The following is a 14,175-nucleotide window of genomic DNA, read 5'->3' as shown; positions in this document are numbered from 1 at the left end:
GCAAAACAAGGCAGGCTAGTGCAACTCGAAACCCCATGCCGTAGCAACCATGATGCAGCCATTTCTTCTACTTTTTTTTCTTCGGCAATACGCCCTGTGGATTGAATATTTTCACGGTGCGAATCGCCTGGTCGTCGCTGCGCATTACTTCGAAGTGCACGCCTGCAATGCGCACGCTCACGTCGCCATCGGGGATTTCTTCCAGCACTTCGAGGATCAGCCCGTTCAGCGTCTTCGGGCCGTCGGTGGGCAGTGTCAGCTTGAGCCAGCGGTTCAGTTCCCGCAGCGGCATGCTGCCGGCCACGATGCACTCGCCGTTTTCGTCCCAGCCTCCACGCGAACCGGCGCCGCGCGGAATGGTCGTGGTGAACTCGCCAATCAACTCTTCTATGATGTCTTCCGGCGTGACCAACCCTTGCAACTCGCCGTATTCGTTCACCACAACTGCAATGCGGTGGCGGCTTTCCTGGAAAAACTGCAATTGCTGAAACACGGGCGTACCGGCGGGAACGAAGTACGGCTCGGCCAGCAATTCGCGCAAGGTCTCGCGTTCGAACTCCTGATTGTGCAGCGCCGAGAGCGTCTTTCTCACATGCAGCACGCCGAGCACGCGATCTATATCGCCTTGATAGACGACCAGCTTGTTGTGGTAACAGGTTTCGAGCTGGTGCAGGATTGTGTCGAAAGGGGCATCGAAATCCAGCGCTTCTATCCGGCGGCGCGGAATCATCACGTCGTCAACCGTGATGTTTTCGAGGTCGAAGAGATTGAGCAGGATGCTCCGGTGCTTGGTCGGCATGAAGTTGCCGGATTCCAGCACGACTGTGCGCAGCTCTTCTGTGGAAAGCCGCTGGTCGCGGCCGCCTTTCGTATTGATATGCAGCACGCGCAGCACGCCGTTTGCGAACAGGTTGACGAACCAGACGAGCGGCCGGGCTATGCGCATCAACGGCGAAAGGATCAGGCTCGCCGGCAGCGCGACTTTTTCCGGATACGTCGCACCGACAATCTTCGGCGCAATTTCCGCAAACACAATGATGAGGAACGCCACGATCCCGGTCGCTATCGACAGCACCACGTTGTCGTGGCCGAACGTGCGCAGCGCAATGGAGGTGGTCAGTACCGGAATGATCGTGTTGATCAGATTGTTGCCGATCAGGATCACGCTTAGCAGCTGATCGGTCTTGGCAAGCAGGTTTTGCGTGACGCGGGCGCGCAGCGAACCCTGGTTGGCGAGGTGTTTGAGGCGATGGCGATTGAGCGCCATCATCGATGTTTCGGAAATCGAGAAAAAAGCGGAGAAAAACAGCAGCAGAAAAATGGCGCAAATTTGCGCCCATAAGGGAATGTGGTCCACGCGAGATTCAGGAAGGGAGGATGGGAAAGACTATAGCAGAGCCTAAAACGATTGCTTCTCTTGGGTAGCTATGGCTTTTGGGTCGCCGTCGAAGCGGCCCATCCTCCCCCTGCGTTGCCGATTCGCTACTGGCTGCAGGTGAAACTGGTCGCCGAGTTCACATCGCCGCCATTGTATTTCGGCCACGTCGGATAACGGCAGAGCGGTCGCGAACGCCCGAGTGTGGCAGGTGTGGAATCGGACATCGTCAGCGTGCCCGGAGCCGTGCCGTTTTCAACCCACTGTTCCAGTGCTCCGAGCGAATCGACTTGGGGCAGGAACGGGCCGGTGCCGTGGCCGACACCCGGCATCAGGTAGAAACGCACGAAATTATCGACAGAGGATTGGCCGAACTTCTGCACCAAAGCGTTGTAATAGTCAACCGACGAGTCAGTGCTGACGATTTCATCGGCGAGACCGTGGGTGATGATTGCCTTGCCGCCTTTGGCAATGAACGCCGAGAGATCGGGATTGGTGGCATCGCTTTCAGCGGAAACCTGCTGAACCTGCGCCTGGTACGTGCCCGGATTGAGTGGATCGAAAGTGAGCGAATTGAACGTGGGAATGCGCGTGATGAAGTACTTCACCCATTGGTCGCCGGTGACCCACTGGTTTGCGTCGTTCTTGCCGGCGGGGTTGGCGGGTGTCGGAGACGTGCCGAAGTCACGCGTGGTGTATGGGCCGGCAAAAACCGATCCGGCAAGAATGTTGTAGCCGGCGTACCGGGTGACGCCGTTTGCCAATGGGTAGGGCAGCAGCATGGGTGAAGCAATCGTATTGACGGTTGCGATCTGCGCGTCGGAGAGGCAGGTATCGCCGGTATCCTTTCCCGCCGCGCAACGCAAGGCGGCGAGCACGGCAGGCGCTTGCAACTTGCAGGCGGCAACGTTGGAAATGATGCCGTCCGCCACGCCGTCGAGCGTATCGCAGGATTGGGTTACGGCGTTTTGCAGCAGCACGGTCTTTTTGACGTCGAGCCAGCCGGCACCGCCGTTCAGATAGAGCGCGCGGCCGAGCACGACGTTCGAAAGCCGCAGGCCGGTGTAGTTGAGCGCGGGACGATTCACGACAATGCCGTCGTAGTCAGCCGGCCAGCGCTGGATTACCGTGAGGCCGTCGCGGCCGCCGGTCGAGCTGCCGAAGAAATAGGTTTTCGTGGGCGTCGTGTTGTAACGCGCCTTCAGCAGGAGCAGGGCGACGTCGTGTGTTTTCTTGAGCGTCAGGCCGCCGTAGTTGGCGAGCGCTTCGTCGTTGGCGGCAAAGGAACCGTCGGTGATGCTCTTGCTCTGATGGCCCGAATCGTCGCCGAAAGTGACGTAGCCGCGGGCAAGCGGTGTGGATGAACCCGAGGGCGCCATGTCAAGCGCCGCAAGTCCGGTGATGAGCGTGCCGTCGAAGCCGCCGCCGCCATACTGAAGCGCCTTGTTGTTCCATGCGGTCGGAAGGTTGACTTCGAAATTGATGTTCGGCGCGGTCGCATCGACTGGAGCAATCGTGCCGTTCACCTGACAGTACTCGCCGGAGGTGGCGGACGCCGCCACCAGCGTCGCACTTGCTACCGTCGCGCCGTTGCTGGGCGCGCCAATGGACGCCGCCGCGATCTTCATCCCGCCCAGCGCGGAACACGCGGCAGACGAGGTGACGGTGGGCGGCGGCGTGCTGCCCGAATCCGAAGATGACGAACCGCCGCAGCCATAGAAAGTCGCGGCGAGAAGAGATAAGCCGCAAGCGGCCATATGGGTTTTCATGATGCTGTCTCCGTATGTTTATGAACTGCTGCCTTGCAAAAACGGGTCAGTCCGTCGCGCCGGCGGTGGATGCGTTCGGAGCTTGTGCTGACCTTTTCACGCCGAACAACGCCCGCACGCCTTCGTGCGAGCCGAGCATCGCTGCGCCGTTGTGGCCTACGCCCGGCACTTCCCAGCACTGATGAGCGAGCGCTTCGTGCCGCGACTTGATGTATGCGAAGTACGAACGTCCTCGTGCCAGCCTGTGCGGACCTTGAGCAGCTGCGGAGCAGGAAAGGTCGAGTGCTTCATGACGCGGATCGCAATCCTCCTGGCCGAGCAGGTAGATCACATCGGCGGCGGCGTAGCGTTGTTCGAGCGTGTCGAACTGTGCAGGCTGCACATAGCGCGGCGCGTGCAGCACGCCATATTTCCAGTCGTCCACGCCGGAACACGCATCCGTATTGGCTGGACGCAATACGCCCTCGGCGTCGGGGCGCATGGAATCGAAGTACACATATGACGATGGATTCGCGATCACATACCGGCAATGCACGCCGGCCACGCTGCATCCACGGCCCACGATTGCGTACCGGTGCGCGACCTGCGCGCCGCCCGAATGCCCCGCGACGACTACATCCCGCAGCGCCGGATATCGTGAGCGATCCGCGAATTGTTCGATGAACGCATCGAGGACATCGAAGGAACTGATCGGCGCAGGACCGAGCGCGTCGTCGCCGCCCATCCATGACGTCCATTCCCAGTGCAGCGCGTCCGCTGGCAGGCCATGCGCTTCAATATCGGCGGTGGCGAGAAATTGCGGCACCAGCAACAAGGTGCGGGCAGGATCGGTCAGTGCCGCCGCCAGCGCGTTTTGCGCCGAGAGCAAATAAGCGTCGGCATCGCGCAGACGGCCGTGCAACAGGATCACGATGCGCGATATATCGGCCGCATCACGTTCTTCCATCGAACGGTAAAACGGCACCGTGCCGGTCCCGCGCGGCGTGGTAACGCGCAACCACGCGTTGCCAACGGCGCTGACGGGTCGTTCGTTACGGGGTTTGCCAAAAAACAAGGTCATTTCATTCCGCCGCGATGGCTTCGGGATCGCGGCGCAGGCGCTGCCCGGAGCGGGTCAGCCCGACCAGCGCGAGCGACACGACGCCTGCAAAAATCAGGTAGTAGGCCGGAACAATGTTCGATCCGCTCACGGTAATCAGCGTGGACACGGTCAGCGGCGCGAGGCCGCCAAACAAGGTGACCGCGATGTTGTACGAAAGCGCCACGCCGGTGGAGCGCGTCGCCGTGGGGAAAAGCTGGGTAAGCATGCCGGGATGCGGCCCCGACATCAGGCTGAGCACGACGGTCGCGACCATTTGCGCGGCGAACACGCGTCCCGGCGTGGGCGAAGCAAGCACCCACGCGAACAGCGGATACGCGATCACGATCCACACAATGGTCACCGGAAAGAACAGCCGAAACGCGCCAATCCGATCCGCGAGTTTCCCCGCAAGCGGATATCCCACAATGGTGATCAGTCCCGATACCGCGGTCCCCATCAACGCGTTCTTGAGTGGCAGGTGCAACTGCCGCTCGACGTAAAGCGGCAAGAACGTGTGCCACAGATAATTCGTTGCCGTCCCCACGATGATTACGCCCATCGCGCACAAGGAGGCATCGCCGTGTTGTTTGAAGAAGCCGCGAATGGTCTGGCGCGGTGCATGGCCGAGCCGTTCGCGCAATTCCACGAACTCCGGCGACTCCGCGACCTTGTGCCGGATATAGAACCCGACCGGCCCGACCAGCGCGCCGAGCAGGAACGGCAGGCGCCAGCCCCACGATTCAAGCGATGCACGATCGAGATTCGTCGTCAGCAAATAACCGCACGCCGACGACAGCAGCAGCGCCACTCCCTGCGACGTCATCTGAAAGCTGCCGAAGAACATTTTCTTGCCGCGCGGGGCGTACTCGGTGAGCATCGCGGCGGCGGTAGCGAACTCGCCGCCAACCGACAAACCTTGCAGCACGCGCGCAAGCAAAACGAGCAGCGGCGCGGCAATGCCAATGGTCGAATATCCCGGCGTCAGACCCATCAGCAACGTGCTTGCGGCCATCAGCAGGATCAGCATGGAAAGCGTGCGCCGGCGGCCGACGCGGTCCGCATAGGCGCCAATCGCAATTCCGCCGAGCGGCCGCACAATAAAGCCGACCGCAAATGTCCCAAGCGTCAGCGTGGTTGAAAGCACCGTGTTGCCGACCGGGAAAAACACGTGCGCGATGATCTTGGCGAAGTACCCGTAGATGAGGAAATCGAACCACTCCAGCCCGTTGCCGATCACGGACGCCAGCACGGCGCGGCGAATTTGCGATTTGCTCAGCGGGGACGCCGACGCAAAGCCGCCTGCGGCTGAGTCCGAACCTGAAGGAAAGGTCGTTTCCATACGTCTCCTGAATCTTCTGTGCATTTAATTTGTATTTGAGCGAAGAGTACGAAACAGGTTGGCAAATGTAAAATACATATGAGATAGCATTGCCATACTTGATGAATATTGGAGATGGCCATGGAATTGCGTCATCTGCGGTATTTCCTGACCGTCGCGGAGGAACGCCAGTTCACGCGCGCAGCGGCGCGGCTGCATATCCAGCAACCGCCGTTATCGCAGCAGATTCAGGAACTGGAGCGGGAACTTGGTTTCGCGCTCTTCACGCGGTTGCCGCGCGGTGTCGAACTGACGTCGGCGGGAGCGGCCTTTGTTGTCGATGCACAAGCCGTGCTCGACGCGCTCGACCGAGGCGTCACAAACGCACGCCGCGTCGCGAACGGGCAATTGGGATCGGTGCGACTCGCGCTGACGAGTTCGGCAGCGTTCCATCCGCTTGCAACGGCCGCGATCCGCCAGTTTCGCGCGACACATCCGGATATCGCCATCGATTTGAACGAGATCAATGCGGCGGGGATTATCGAACGGATGGTGAGCGGGCGTATCGATGCCGGCATTTTGCGCAAGCCTATAGAAACGCCCGCCGAACTGCGCTTCGACCTGCTGCATGAGGAACGCATGGTGCTTGTGCTGCCGGCCGGCCATGCGCTGCTGGCGCATCCAAAAGGTCCGCGCCAACGCAAGCAGGATGCGCAACCACAGGTTCCATTGAAAGCCCTCGCTGGCGAGCCTTTCATTTTCGTGCGGCGTCCCGGTGCGCCTGGCATGTATGCCGACTTCATCCGCGCGTGCGAGGCGACGGGTTTCAAGCCGGACGTGGTCAGCGAAGTGCCGCGCATGTCGAGCGCGATCAACCTCGTCGCGGCAGGCGCGGGCATCACGCTCGTGCCGGCGTCCATGCAGCGATACCAGCAGGAAAGCGTCGTGTATTGCGCGGTTGCGGGCGACGAGGCGTTTTCCGCGCCGCTGCATCTCGTCACGCACCGTCATTCCGCCAACCCGGCGGCGGCGCGGTTTGCGCAATCGGTTCTGGAATTTGTATCGGCGGAGTCAACGCGGGCTGTAACGGCGTGAAATTTTCCGCGCCGCGCCCGATAAAGCCGGTGCAGGCATAACTCCGTGTTTTCCCTCAGAATTGGCGAAATGCCAGGGAATAAATGGTCGTGATGGCGCGTTTGATGGGTGTCGTCCTGCAACGCTGCATGCGCGAATCAAGTGCAACGGTGTAGCAGAACCGCCGAATAAAAAACGCTCGAACAACCCCATTTCCGCACGGAGTTCCAATGTCCACGCAAGCTACGAACGTGGCGTCAAAGCTGCCCGAAACCGAGGCGCCGCTGCGCTACACGCGCACCGCAATGGTCCTGCACTGGCTGGTCGCCTTGCTGATCATTTGCAACGTCGTTCTTGGACTGACCGCGGAATCGTTTCCGGAGAACTGGATCCGGCCCATTGTGGACACGCACAAATCCATTGGCATCACGGTGCTTGGGCTGGTGCTGCTGCGCATTTTGTGGCGCGTGTCGCATCGGCCGCCGCCGCTTCCCCGGACGTTCCCGAAGTGGGAGCACGTCGCCGCGCATATTGCGCATTTCCTGCTGTATCTGCTGATGATCGGGTTGCCGCTCTCTGGCTGGCTGCACGATTCGGCGTGGAACGGGGCGGCCACGCATCCCATGCACCTGTTCGGCCTGATCCCGTGGCCGCGCATTGGCTACGTGATGAACCTCGATCCGGCGCTGAAAGACACGCTGCACGATCGCTTTGGCGCATTGCACGCGTGGCTCGGTTACGCGCTTTATGCACTTTTCGCCATGCACGTCGGCGGCGCGCTCAAGCATCAATGGATCGACCGTAAGTCGGTCATTTCGCGGATGGTGCCGTGATGGACATGGAACTCAAGGCCGCACCAGCGATCGCACCGAAACACGCGGCGCGATCAACACAAAGTTCCCTCGAAGCGGCGCTCGCAAAAGCATCGCCCCGCATTGCCCCGCGCCCGGTCACGCTCGCCAGCGTGCTGATTCACGGCAGCGTGATCGTGCTCTGGCTCGTGCTGTTCGCCCGCGCGTTTTTCCTGCACGGCGTGGTTGCATGGTCAACGGGGATTGCCTACGTTGTCTACGACACTTTATTGCTGATGTTCGTTGGAGCGAAGTCCTGGACGCTGGTGAAGCGGCCCAAGCCGCTCGACCGGCAGCAGCTCGAACACGGGTTACCCGCGCTCGGCGTGATCGTGGCTTCGCACAATGAAGCCGCCGTGTTGCCGAACACGCTCGCCAAGTTGCTTGGGCAAACCCACAGCGCGGCGCAAATCGTGATTGCCGACGATGGTTCAACCGATGCCACCGCTGAGCTTCTCACGCAGCGTTTCGGCCTGGTCAAGCCGGCGGAAGGCGAGTTGAGCGCGGCGTCGTCCACGTATCCAAATCTGTTCTGGCTGCGTGTTGCGCACGGCGGAAAAGCGCGGGCGCTGAACGCGGCTATCGAAAAGATCAGCACGCCGATCGTGATGACCTGCGACGCCGATACACGGCTCGCCGACGACGCCATTCTCGCCATGCGCAGCGCGTTCGCTGCGCGTCCGAACCTCGTGGCGGCGGCGGGCATTCTGGTTCCGGTGTGCAGCAAGACGCTCAGCGGGCGCTTTTTTCAGTGGTTTCAAACCTACGAATACATCCGCAACTTCATCTCGCGGTTTGCATGGATGCGCGCCGACAGCTTGCTGCTGATTTCGGGTGCGTTTGCTTCGTTCAGGCGCGATGCGCTGGTCGCGGTCGGCGGTTTCGATGCCGAATGTCTTGTCGAAGATTACGAACTGATTCACCGGTTACGACGTCATGCCGTGGATCACGGCCTCGACTGGGATGTGCGCGTGGTGGGCAACGCGCACGCGATCACGGACGCGCCAAGTTCGTTCAGCGGTTTCATGCGTCAACGCCGCCGCTGGTTCGCGGGTTTCCTGCAAACGCAATACTGGAACCGCGACATGACCGGCAATCGCCGATACGGCACGCTCGGCCTGCTGATGCTGCCTGTCAAGGCGTTCGATACCTTGCAGCCAATCTACGGCCTGACGGCGTTTGCGTTGCTGATCGGGTTTATCGTGGAACGGCGCGGCGCTGTCGTGCTGCCTATTTTCAGCGTGATCGGAGCAAAGATCCTGCTCGATTTCGCGTTCCACCTGTGGACCGTGCACCTGTATCGCCGATGGACCGGCGACACCGCTGGATCGAGCTTGTGGATGGCGGTGGTGTCGGCGGTCGTCGAGCCGTTCACGTTCCAGTTGCTGCGCCACACGGGCGCGGCGCTGGGCTGGGTGGACTTTCTCGGACGTTCGCGCGCGTGGGGCGTGCAGACGCGCGCGGGACTTGCGGCGGCGGACGAAGCCTGAACGCCGCGAGGCCGGGGTTACATCTCAGCGAGCGTAGCGAACCACCATGCTCGACGATGCCAGCACGTGATCCTTCATCGCGGCAATCAGCGTGTCGCGAGTGAGCGCGGCTGGCATGGCGTCCCCGGCAATATCGAGCGCGTAGGCCTGCACCACATAATGATGAGGTGCATCGCCACGCGGCGGACAGGGTCCGTAATAGCCATTTTTCCCCGTCCGGTTGATCCCGCCAATGCTCCCCGCAGGCGGCGGCCCGCCTTCTGCAAGCGTGGTGACGGACGCCGGAATGCCGTACAAGACCCAATGCACGATGCCCAGCCCCTTGGCGCCATCGGGATCGTAAATTGTCACGGCAAAGCTTTTGGTGCCCTGCGGCGCGTTGCGCCACGCAAGCGGCAACGAGACGTTCCCGCCGCCGCAATCCTGAGCGCTCGCCGCGTGACGCGAATCGAGGGTGGCGTTATCGGAAAACGTGGGTGAGCTCAGGGTGAATCGTTCATCGGCGAGGGCGGCGCAACTCAGGCCGATCCCTGCGCATATCGTCATGAAACGGAGCAGCGTGCTGCGTCGAAAACTGTGCATCTTGTCTTCCCTGCTTATTGTTTGCTGGTCGTTGATTCTCACTGCCATTTTTTCGGATCGCCGCCTAGCGCGGCGCAGGTATCGAAGGTGATGGCCCGCAACTTCGCCTCGCCAATCTGGCCCGATAACGCATAACCCGCTTGTTCCGTGGTCCAGTAGAACGTGCGCCGCGCGCCGTCGCGCAGCATGCGGATGGCGTATTCCTCGCGGCGCTTGCCCGTGCTGCTCGTCATGTAAAGCGTGAGGCGCTCGCCGCTGGCGTTCTGATACATGAATTGCGCGGCCGGTCCGTCCTCGCCCGGCAACAAGCGGCCGCCTACCAGTTCAAATCCATATTCGTGCAGCGACGGAATGGTCAGCGTCCGGTTGAGCCGCTTGGAAAGCCACGTCACCAGGTGATCTTCCTGCGACGCAGCCACTTCCACCGCATGCCGCTGTTCGGGCGCGTACACCGCATAAGCAATATCCGCGCGCTGCGCGAATGTCGGCGCCGGCCGGTCGCGATCGATCACCGGCAGCAGCATGTGCATCAGGAATCCGCACGCAATTCCCACCGCCAGCCAGCTCGCCGCCATGAGATAACGGCGGCGCGGGCGCACGACGACCACTTGCGGTTCCTGATCGGTAGTCGCGGCGAACAAGGCGCGCAACGCGTTGTCCTGCGCGCGATACGCCGCCACGGTCGCGGCGCTGGCAGGATCGCGGGCAATGCGCGCGGCGGTCTCGGCGCGCTCGGCGTCCGTCGATTCATCGTCGATAAACGCCGACAGCGCTCGCAGCTCATCGGCTGAAGCGTTCGATTCCGGGTGTTCCGGCTGTTCGGGTTTAGTCATGTGCCACTCACGATTTTCAACGATGCCGATTTGCGGCCAGGTTCCTCACCGAGCAATACGCGCATGTGCTCGCGTGCGCGGGAAAGGCGCGACATCACCGTTCCGGCCGGCACGTTCAGCACCGCCGACGCCTCCTGATAACTCATGTCCTCCACGCACACGAGCAGCATGACTTCGCGCTGTTCGACCGGCAGACAATATAGCGCGCGTTGCACGTCGCGCAGCACGAGACCGTCCACTTCGCCAACTGGAGCGGCCATCTGGCGCCACGGCGCGGTTTCGTCGTCCACGGCAATATCCCGCCTGCCACGCAATTGATCGATGTAAAGATTGCGCATGATGGTGAAGAGCCACGCGCGCAGATTGCTGCCCACGCGAAAAGCGTTGGACCGGCCGAGCGCGCGCTCGGTGACGTCCTGCACGAGGTCGTCCGCCCAGGCGCGATCGCCCGTCAGCGCGCGCGCATAGCGCCGCAACTGCGGCAGAATCCCAACGAGATCGGTATCGAAGCTCAACGCCCTTGGCTCATCACATGTTCAGGTTTGGTGTGCGGATACTTGTTCCGCCGTCGTCGTTGGTCTCGTTCGCGCCCTTATGCGGGTCTCGTGCAGCTTTATGCAGCTTTAATGCGGCCCTTATTGCTTGACCGTGTGCCAGACGTCCTTGAAGTTTTCGCCTTTCGCGTCGCCCGGTTTGGCGTCCTTTGCAAACGTGTACACGCGCTTGCCCTTGTAAGCCCATTGTTTGCCGCCGTCGGCGGTGGACACGACGGTCCAGTCGCCCTGCGGTTGATCCGATGCATCGGCCGCCGCCGCCGGCCATGCCTGCGCGCAGCCGCCCGAACAGGCGCTTGGGCCGGAGGCGGTGTCTTTATCGAAGGTATAAAGCGTCATGCCCTTCGCGTCGGTGTACATGCCGTTCGCGGCCATTGGCGGCGCGGCATGCGCGCTCAGGCTGAACGTGGCGGCGAGTGCCGCAGCAAGCATCGGGAGTTGGATTTTCATTTGCATGTCTCTTCCATTTTGGGATGTACGGATATAAACGAACGCCGCTCGCGCAATATTCCGGCGAGCTGCAAATATTCTGGTCCGTTTTTGAAAAGACGGGCAGGTTTTCTCCTCAAGGCGAAATCGCCAGGGTCGCTACAATCGATACGTCCCCGTAACCCCAAAACAGGCGAGCTTAAATGGTGCAGGACAGCAAGAACTCATCGGCGCCGAGAAAGCGTCCACTCGATGGCATTCGTGTACTGGATTTATCGCGGGTGCTGGCGGGACCCTGGTGCACGCAGAACCTCGCGGACCTGGGCGCAGAAGTGTTCAAGATCGAGCGGCCCGGCACGGGCGACGATACCCGCACATGGGGCCCGCCGTTCCTGCGTGACGCCGGTGGCCGCGACACTTCGGAGAGCGCTTATTTCCTCTGCGCGAATCGCAACAAGCAGTCGGTTGCCATCGACATGAGTTCGCCCGAGGGCGCCGCGCTGATCCGTGAGTTCGCGAAATCGTGCGATGTGGTCGTCGAAAACTTCAAGGTCGGCGGCCTGAAGAAATATGGCCTGGACTATGAAAGTCTCTCGGCGCTGAACCCGCGCCTCGTGCATTGCTCGGTGACGGGCTTTGGTCAAAGCGGGCCGTTATCGCAACGCGCGGGCTACGATTTCCTGATCCAGGGCATGGGCGGCCTGATGAGCATCACCGGCGAGCCCGACAGCGTGGCCGGCGGCGGTCCCGAAAAAGTCGGCGTGGCTGTGACCGACCTGATGGCCGGCATGTACGCGACCACCGGCATCCTCGCGGCGCTCATGGAGCGCGAAAAGAGCGGACTCGGACAGCATCTGGACATTGCGTTGCTCGACTGTCAGCTCGCCATGCTCGCCAACCAGTCGATGAACTACCTCACCACTGGCGTCGCGCCCCGGCGCATGGGCAATGCGCATCCGAACATCGTGCCGTATCAGACTTTCGCGGCGAGCGACGGACACGTGATCGTCGCGTGCGGGAACGACGGCCAGTTCCGCGCGCTCTGCACGGCCATGAACGTGCCGGAACTCGCCATCGATTCACGTTTCGCCACCAACAGCGGGCGCAGCGTGAATCGCGCGGAACTGCTGCCGCAACTGGCGGCGGTGTTCGCGACCCGCACGCGCGACGCCTGGGTTGAAGCGCTCGAAGCGTGCGGCGTGCCGTGCGGGCCGATCAACGATATCGAGCAGGCGTTTGGTTCGGAGCAGGCTGTGCATCGCGGGGCAGCGCGGGAGATTGCGCATCCCGTGGCGGGTGTCGCGCCTACAGTGGCGAGCCCGCTGCGCCTGTCGGCCACGCCGGTTCAATACGACCACGCGCCGCCGATGCTCGGCGAGCACACGAACGCGGTATTACGCGAGGTGCTGGGTCTCGACGATGCAAAAATCAGTGAACTGGTTCAGGCCGGCGTGATTGGCGCATGAAGCGGCACATCAAAGTTGCCAGTCGAGCAGCGGCACGGCTTTCTCGATCAGCTTTTCCAGAGCCGGCCGCTTCAGCCAGTCCTCATACGTGACTTGTTGCGATCGTTCGATATCGGCGTCGAAGATCGCGCTTTGCTGCTGCGCGAACGTACGGTCGTAGATATTGAGATTGGCTTCGTCGTTGAGCTTGAAAGAACGGCTGTCGAAATTCGTCGATCCCACCGACACAAGAAACTCGTCCACCACGAGCAGCTTGCAATGGAACATGGTCGGCTGATATTCGTGGATCTCCACGCCCGCCGCCAGCAGATCGCCCCAGCACGCGCGCGACGCTTCGCGCACGGTGTGGGTATCGATACGCTTTCCCGGCGTGACAATGCGCACCTTCACGCCGCGCCGCGCGGCCTCCACCAGTGCGTTGATCGCGAGGCCATCCGGGACAAAGTACGCGCTCGCCAGGTCGATACTCGCCGACGCCGCCGTGATCGCCATCAGATACATCAATTCCATGTCGTCCGCGCCGTGTGTGGGCGAACTGCTGAACATGTGCGCGACGCCGTCGTTCGCTTCGCCTTCCGGCAACGGCTTGACATCGGGAAAATACTTGGGACCGTGCAGCACGTTGCCGGTCGCCTTGATCCAGTTGTCCATGAACACGGCCTGCATGTGCCCGACAACCGGACCTTCCACGCGAAAATGGGTATCGCGCCAGTGTTTCTCGTTTTGCGCGTGGCCCGTCCATTCTTCCGCGATGCCCACGCCGCCGGTGAAACCCGCGCGCCCGTCGATGATCAGCAACTTGCGATGCGTCCGGTTGTTCATACGCCCGAGGCCGGTCCAGTGCGGCTTGTGGTACTGCACGACTTCGGCGCCGGCCTGACGCAGTTCGTCCAGATACTTGCGGTCCATTTTCTTGCAGCCCATCCAGTCGAGCAGCACATGCACGGCCACGCCCGCGCGCGCTTTCTCCGATAACGCCGACGCAAACTGCGCCCCGATCTCCCCCGACCAGTAGATGAATGTCTCGAACGTGATGGTTTCCCGGGCCGAGCGGATGCCTTCGAGCATCGATGGAAAGATTTCGTCGCCGTTGAGCAGCACGCGATATTGATTCCCCGATGTCACCGGCGGCCCCAGCAGCAAGCTCATCGAGCGGATGAACTGGGGATCGTCACTGGAATACAACCGGTCGATATTGTGTTCGACCTTCTTTTCACCGCTCACGAAGTTCGCCAGGATCACCACGACAATCAGCGTAACGAGAACCGTGACCGGTATGGCGAAGAGGAGCATGTGAGATTCCGGAAGAGGGCGGCGTGGACGTGCCCACGCGCGAGCTGACGCGTGACGGTC

13 protein-coding genes are annotated in these 14,175 nt (G+C 61.6%); 4 read left to right on the top strand and 9 right to left on the bottom strand.

What is annotated here, in order from left to right; translation table 11 throughout:
• Positions 1-67: 67 nt before the first annotated feature.
• From AWB64_RS26420 to AWB64_RS26405, 4 genes are all read right to left on the bottom strand, one after another.
• Positions 68-1,357 (bottom strand): HlyC/CorC family transporter, encoded by a 1,290-nt coding sequence (locus AWB64_RS26420; RefSeq protein WP_060858368.1) that lies wholly within the window; start codon positions 1,355-1,357, stop codon positions 68-70.
• A gap of 125 nt (positions 1,358-1,482) precedes the next feature.
• Positions 1,483-3,144, bottom strand: a complete 1,662-nt coding sequence (locus AWB64_RS26415) for a tannase/feruloyl esterase family alpha/beta hydrolase (protein ID WP_244164212.1) — start codon at positions 3,142-3,144, stop codon at positions 1,483-1,485.
• A 46-nt stretch (positions 3,145-3,190) separates the two neighbouring features.
• Positions 3,191-4,204: a hypothetical protein gene (locus tag AWB64_RS26410; protein WP_060858366.1), complete on the bottom strand. Its 1,014-nt coding sequence runs from the start codon at positions 4,202-4,204 to the stop codon at positions 3,191-3,193.
• A gap of 1 nt (position 4,205) precedes the next feature.
• The gene (locus AWB64_RS26405) at positions 4,206-5,564 is read right to left on the bottom strand and encodes an MFS transporter (RefSeq protein ID WP_060858365.1); all 1,359 of its coding nucleotides are present in this window, start codon (positions 5,562-5,564) and stop codon (positions 4,206-4,208) included.
• A gap of 120 nt (positions 5,565-5,684) precedes the next feature.
• Here AWB64_RS26405 and AWB64_RS26400 point away from each other — a divergent pair, with 120 nt between their 5' ends.
• The 3 genes from AWB64_RS26400 (at position 5,685) to AWB64_RS26390 (ending at position 8,958) form a co-directional block, all read left to right on the top strand.
• The gene (locus AWB64_RS26400) at positions 5,685-6,638 is read left to right on the top strand and encodes a LysR family transcriptional regulator (protein ID WP_060858364.1); all 954 of its coding nucleotides are present in this window, start codon (positions 5,685-5,687) and stop codon (positions 6,636-6,638) included.
• Between the two features lie 209 nt (positions 6,639-6,847).
• The gene (locus tag AWB64_RS26395; RefSeq protein WP_060858363.1) at positions 6,848-7,450 is read left to right on the top strand and encodes a cytochrome b; all 603 of its coding nucleotides are present in this window, start codon (positions 6,848-6,850) and stop codon (positions 7,448-7,450) included.
• A gap of 5 nt (positions 7,451-7,455) precedes the next feature.
• Complete coding sequence (locus AWB64_RS26390) at positions 7,456-8,958, top strand: glycosyltransferase family 2 protein (protein ID WP_060858402.1); 1,503 nt, start codon at positions 7,456-7,458, stop codon at positions 8,956-8,958.
• Between the two features lie 24 nt (positions 8,959-8,982).
• Here AWB64_RS26390 and AWB64_RS26385 read toward each other — a convergent pair whose 3' ends face one another.
• The 4 genes from AWB64_RS26385 to AWB64_RS26370 all read right to left on the bottom strand — a co-directional run bounded on the left by AWB64_RS26385 (position 8,983) and on the right by AWB64_RS26370 (position 11,377).
• Positions 8,983-9,504, bottom strand: coding sequence for a YbhB/YbcL family Raf kinase inhibitor-like protein (locus AWB64_RS26385; protein ID WP_082850637.1), 522 nt, complete (start codon positions 9,502-9,504; stop codon positions 8,983-8,985).
• Between the two features lie 74 nt (positions 9,505-9,578).
• Complete coding sequence (locus AWB64_RS26380) at positions 9,579-10,373, bottom strand: anti-sigma factor family protein (protein ID WP_060858361.1); 795 nt, start codon at positions 10,371-10,373, stop codon at positions 9,579-9,581.
• Positions 10,370-10,888: a sigma-70 family RNA polymerase sigma factor gene (locus tag AWB64_RS26375; protein WP_060858360.1), complete on the bottom strand. Its 519-nt coding sequence runs from the start codon at positions 10,886-10,888 to the stop codon at positions 10,370-10,372. The genes AWB64_RS26380 and AWB64_RS26375 overlap by 4 nt, the downstream gene beginning before the upstream one ends.
• A 120-nt stretch (positions 10,889-11,008) precedes the next feature.
• Positions 11,009-11,377 (bottom strand): COG4315 family predicted lipoprotein, encoded by a 369-nt coding sequence (locus tag AWB64_RS26370; protein ID WP_060858401.1) that lies wholly within the window; start codon positions 11,375-11,377, stop codon positions 11,009-11,011.
• Positions 11,378-11,559: 182 nt separating this feature from the next.
• Here AWB64_RS26370 and AWB64_RS26365 point away from each other — a divergent pair, with 182 nt between their 5' ends.
• Positions 11,560-12,822 (top strand): CaiB/BaiF CoA transferase family protein, encoded by a 1,263-nt coding sequence (locus AWB64_RS26365; protein WP_060858359.1) that lies wholly within the window; start codon positions 11,560-11,562, stop codon positions 12,820-12,822.
• A gap of 9 nt (positions 12,823-12,831) precedes the next feature.
• On the opposite strand, the gene cls is transcribed toward AWB64_RS26365, so the two are convergent.
• A complete protein-coding gene (gene cls, locus AWB64_RS26360; protein WP_060858358.1) occupies positions 12,832-14,115 on the bottom strand; it encodes a cardiolipin synthase in 1,284 nt (427 codons plus the stop codon).
• Positions 14,116-14,175 lie beyond the last annotated feature (60 nt).

The sequence above is a fragment of the Caballeronia sordidicola genome (assembly GCF_001544455.2).
Taxonomy (GTDB): Bacteria; Pseudomonadota; Gammaproteobacteria; order Burkholderiales; family Burkholderiaceae; genus Caballeronia; species Caballeronia sordidicola.
The sequence above is the reverse complement of the archived record's forward strand: the minus strand, read 5'-3'. Positions and strand labels throughout refer to the sequence as shown.

What these genes read in the sequence shown, in the direction of transcription:
- AWB64_RS26415 (WP_244164212.1), bottom strand. Translation starts at nt 3,144, where the DNA reads ATGAAAACCCATATGGCCGCTTGCGGCTTATCTCTTCTCGCCGCGACT.
- AWB64_RS26410 (WP_060858366.1), bottom strand. Translation starts at nt 4,204, where the DNA reads ATGACCTTGTTTTTTGGCAAACCCCGTAACGAACGACCCGTCAGCGCC.
- AWB64_RS26405 (WP_060858365.1), bottom strand. Translation starts at nt 5,564, where the DNA reads ATGGAAACGACCTTTCCTTCAGGTTCGGACTCAGCCGCAGGCGGCTTT.
- AWB64_RS26400 (WP_060858364.1), top strand. Translation starts at nt 5,685, where the DNA reads ATGGAATTGCGTCATCTGCGGTATTTCCTGACCGTCGCGGAGGAACGC.
- AWB64_RS26395 (WP_060858363.1), top strand. Translation starts at nt 6,848, where the DNA reads ATGTCCACGCAAGCTACGAACGTGGCGTCAAAGCTGCCCGAAACCGAG.
- AWB64_RS26390 (WP_060858402.1), top strand. Translation starts at nt 7,456, where the DNA reads ATGGAACTCAAGGCCGCACCAGCGATCGCACCGAAACACGCGGCGCGA.
- AWB64_RS26385 (WP_082850637.1), bottom strand. Translation starts at nt 9,504, where the DNA reads ATGACGATATGCGCAGGGATCGGCCTGAGTTGCGCCGCCCTCGCCGAT.
- AWB64_RS26380 (WP_060858361.1), bottom strand. Translation starts at nt 10,373, where the DNA reads ATGACTAAACCCGAACAGCCGGAACACCCGGAATCGAACGCTTCAGCC.
- AWB64_RS26370 (WP_060858401.1), bottom strand. Translation starts at nt 11,377, where the DNA reads ATGAAAATCCAACTCCCGATGCTTGCTGCGGCACTCGCCGCCACGTTC.
- AWB64_RS26365 (WP_060858359.1), top strand. Translation starts at nt 11,560, where the DNA reads ATGGTGCAGGACAGCAAGAACTCATCGGCGCCGAGAAAGCGTCCACTC.
- cls (WP_060858358.1), bottom strand. Translation starts at nt 14,115, where the DNA reads ATGCTCCTCTTCGCCATACCGGTCACGGTTCTCGTTACGCTGATTGTC.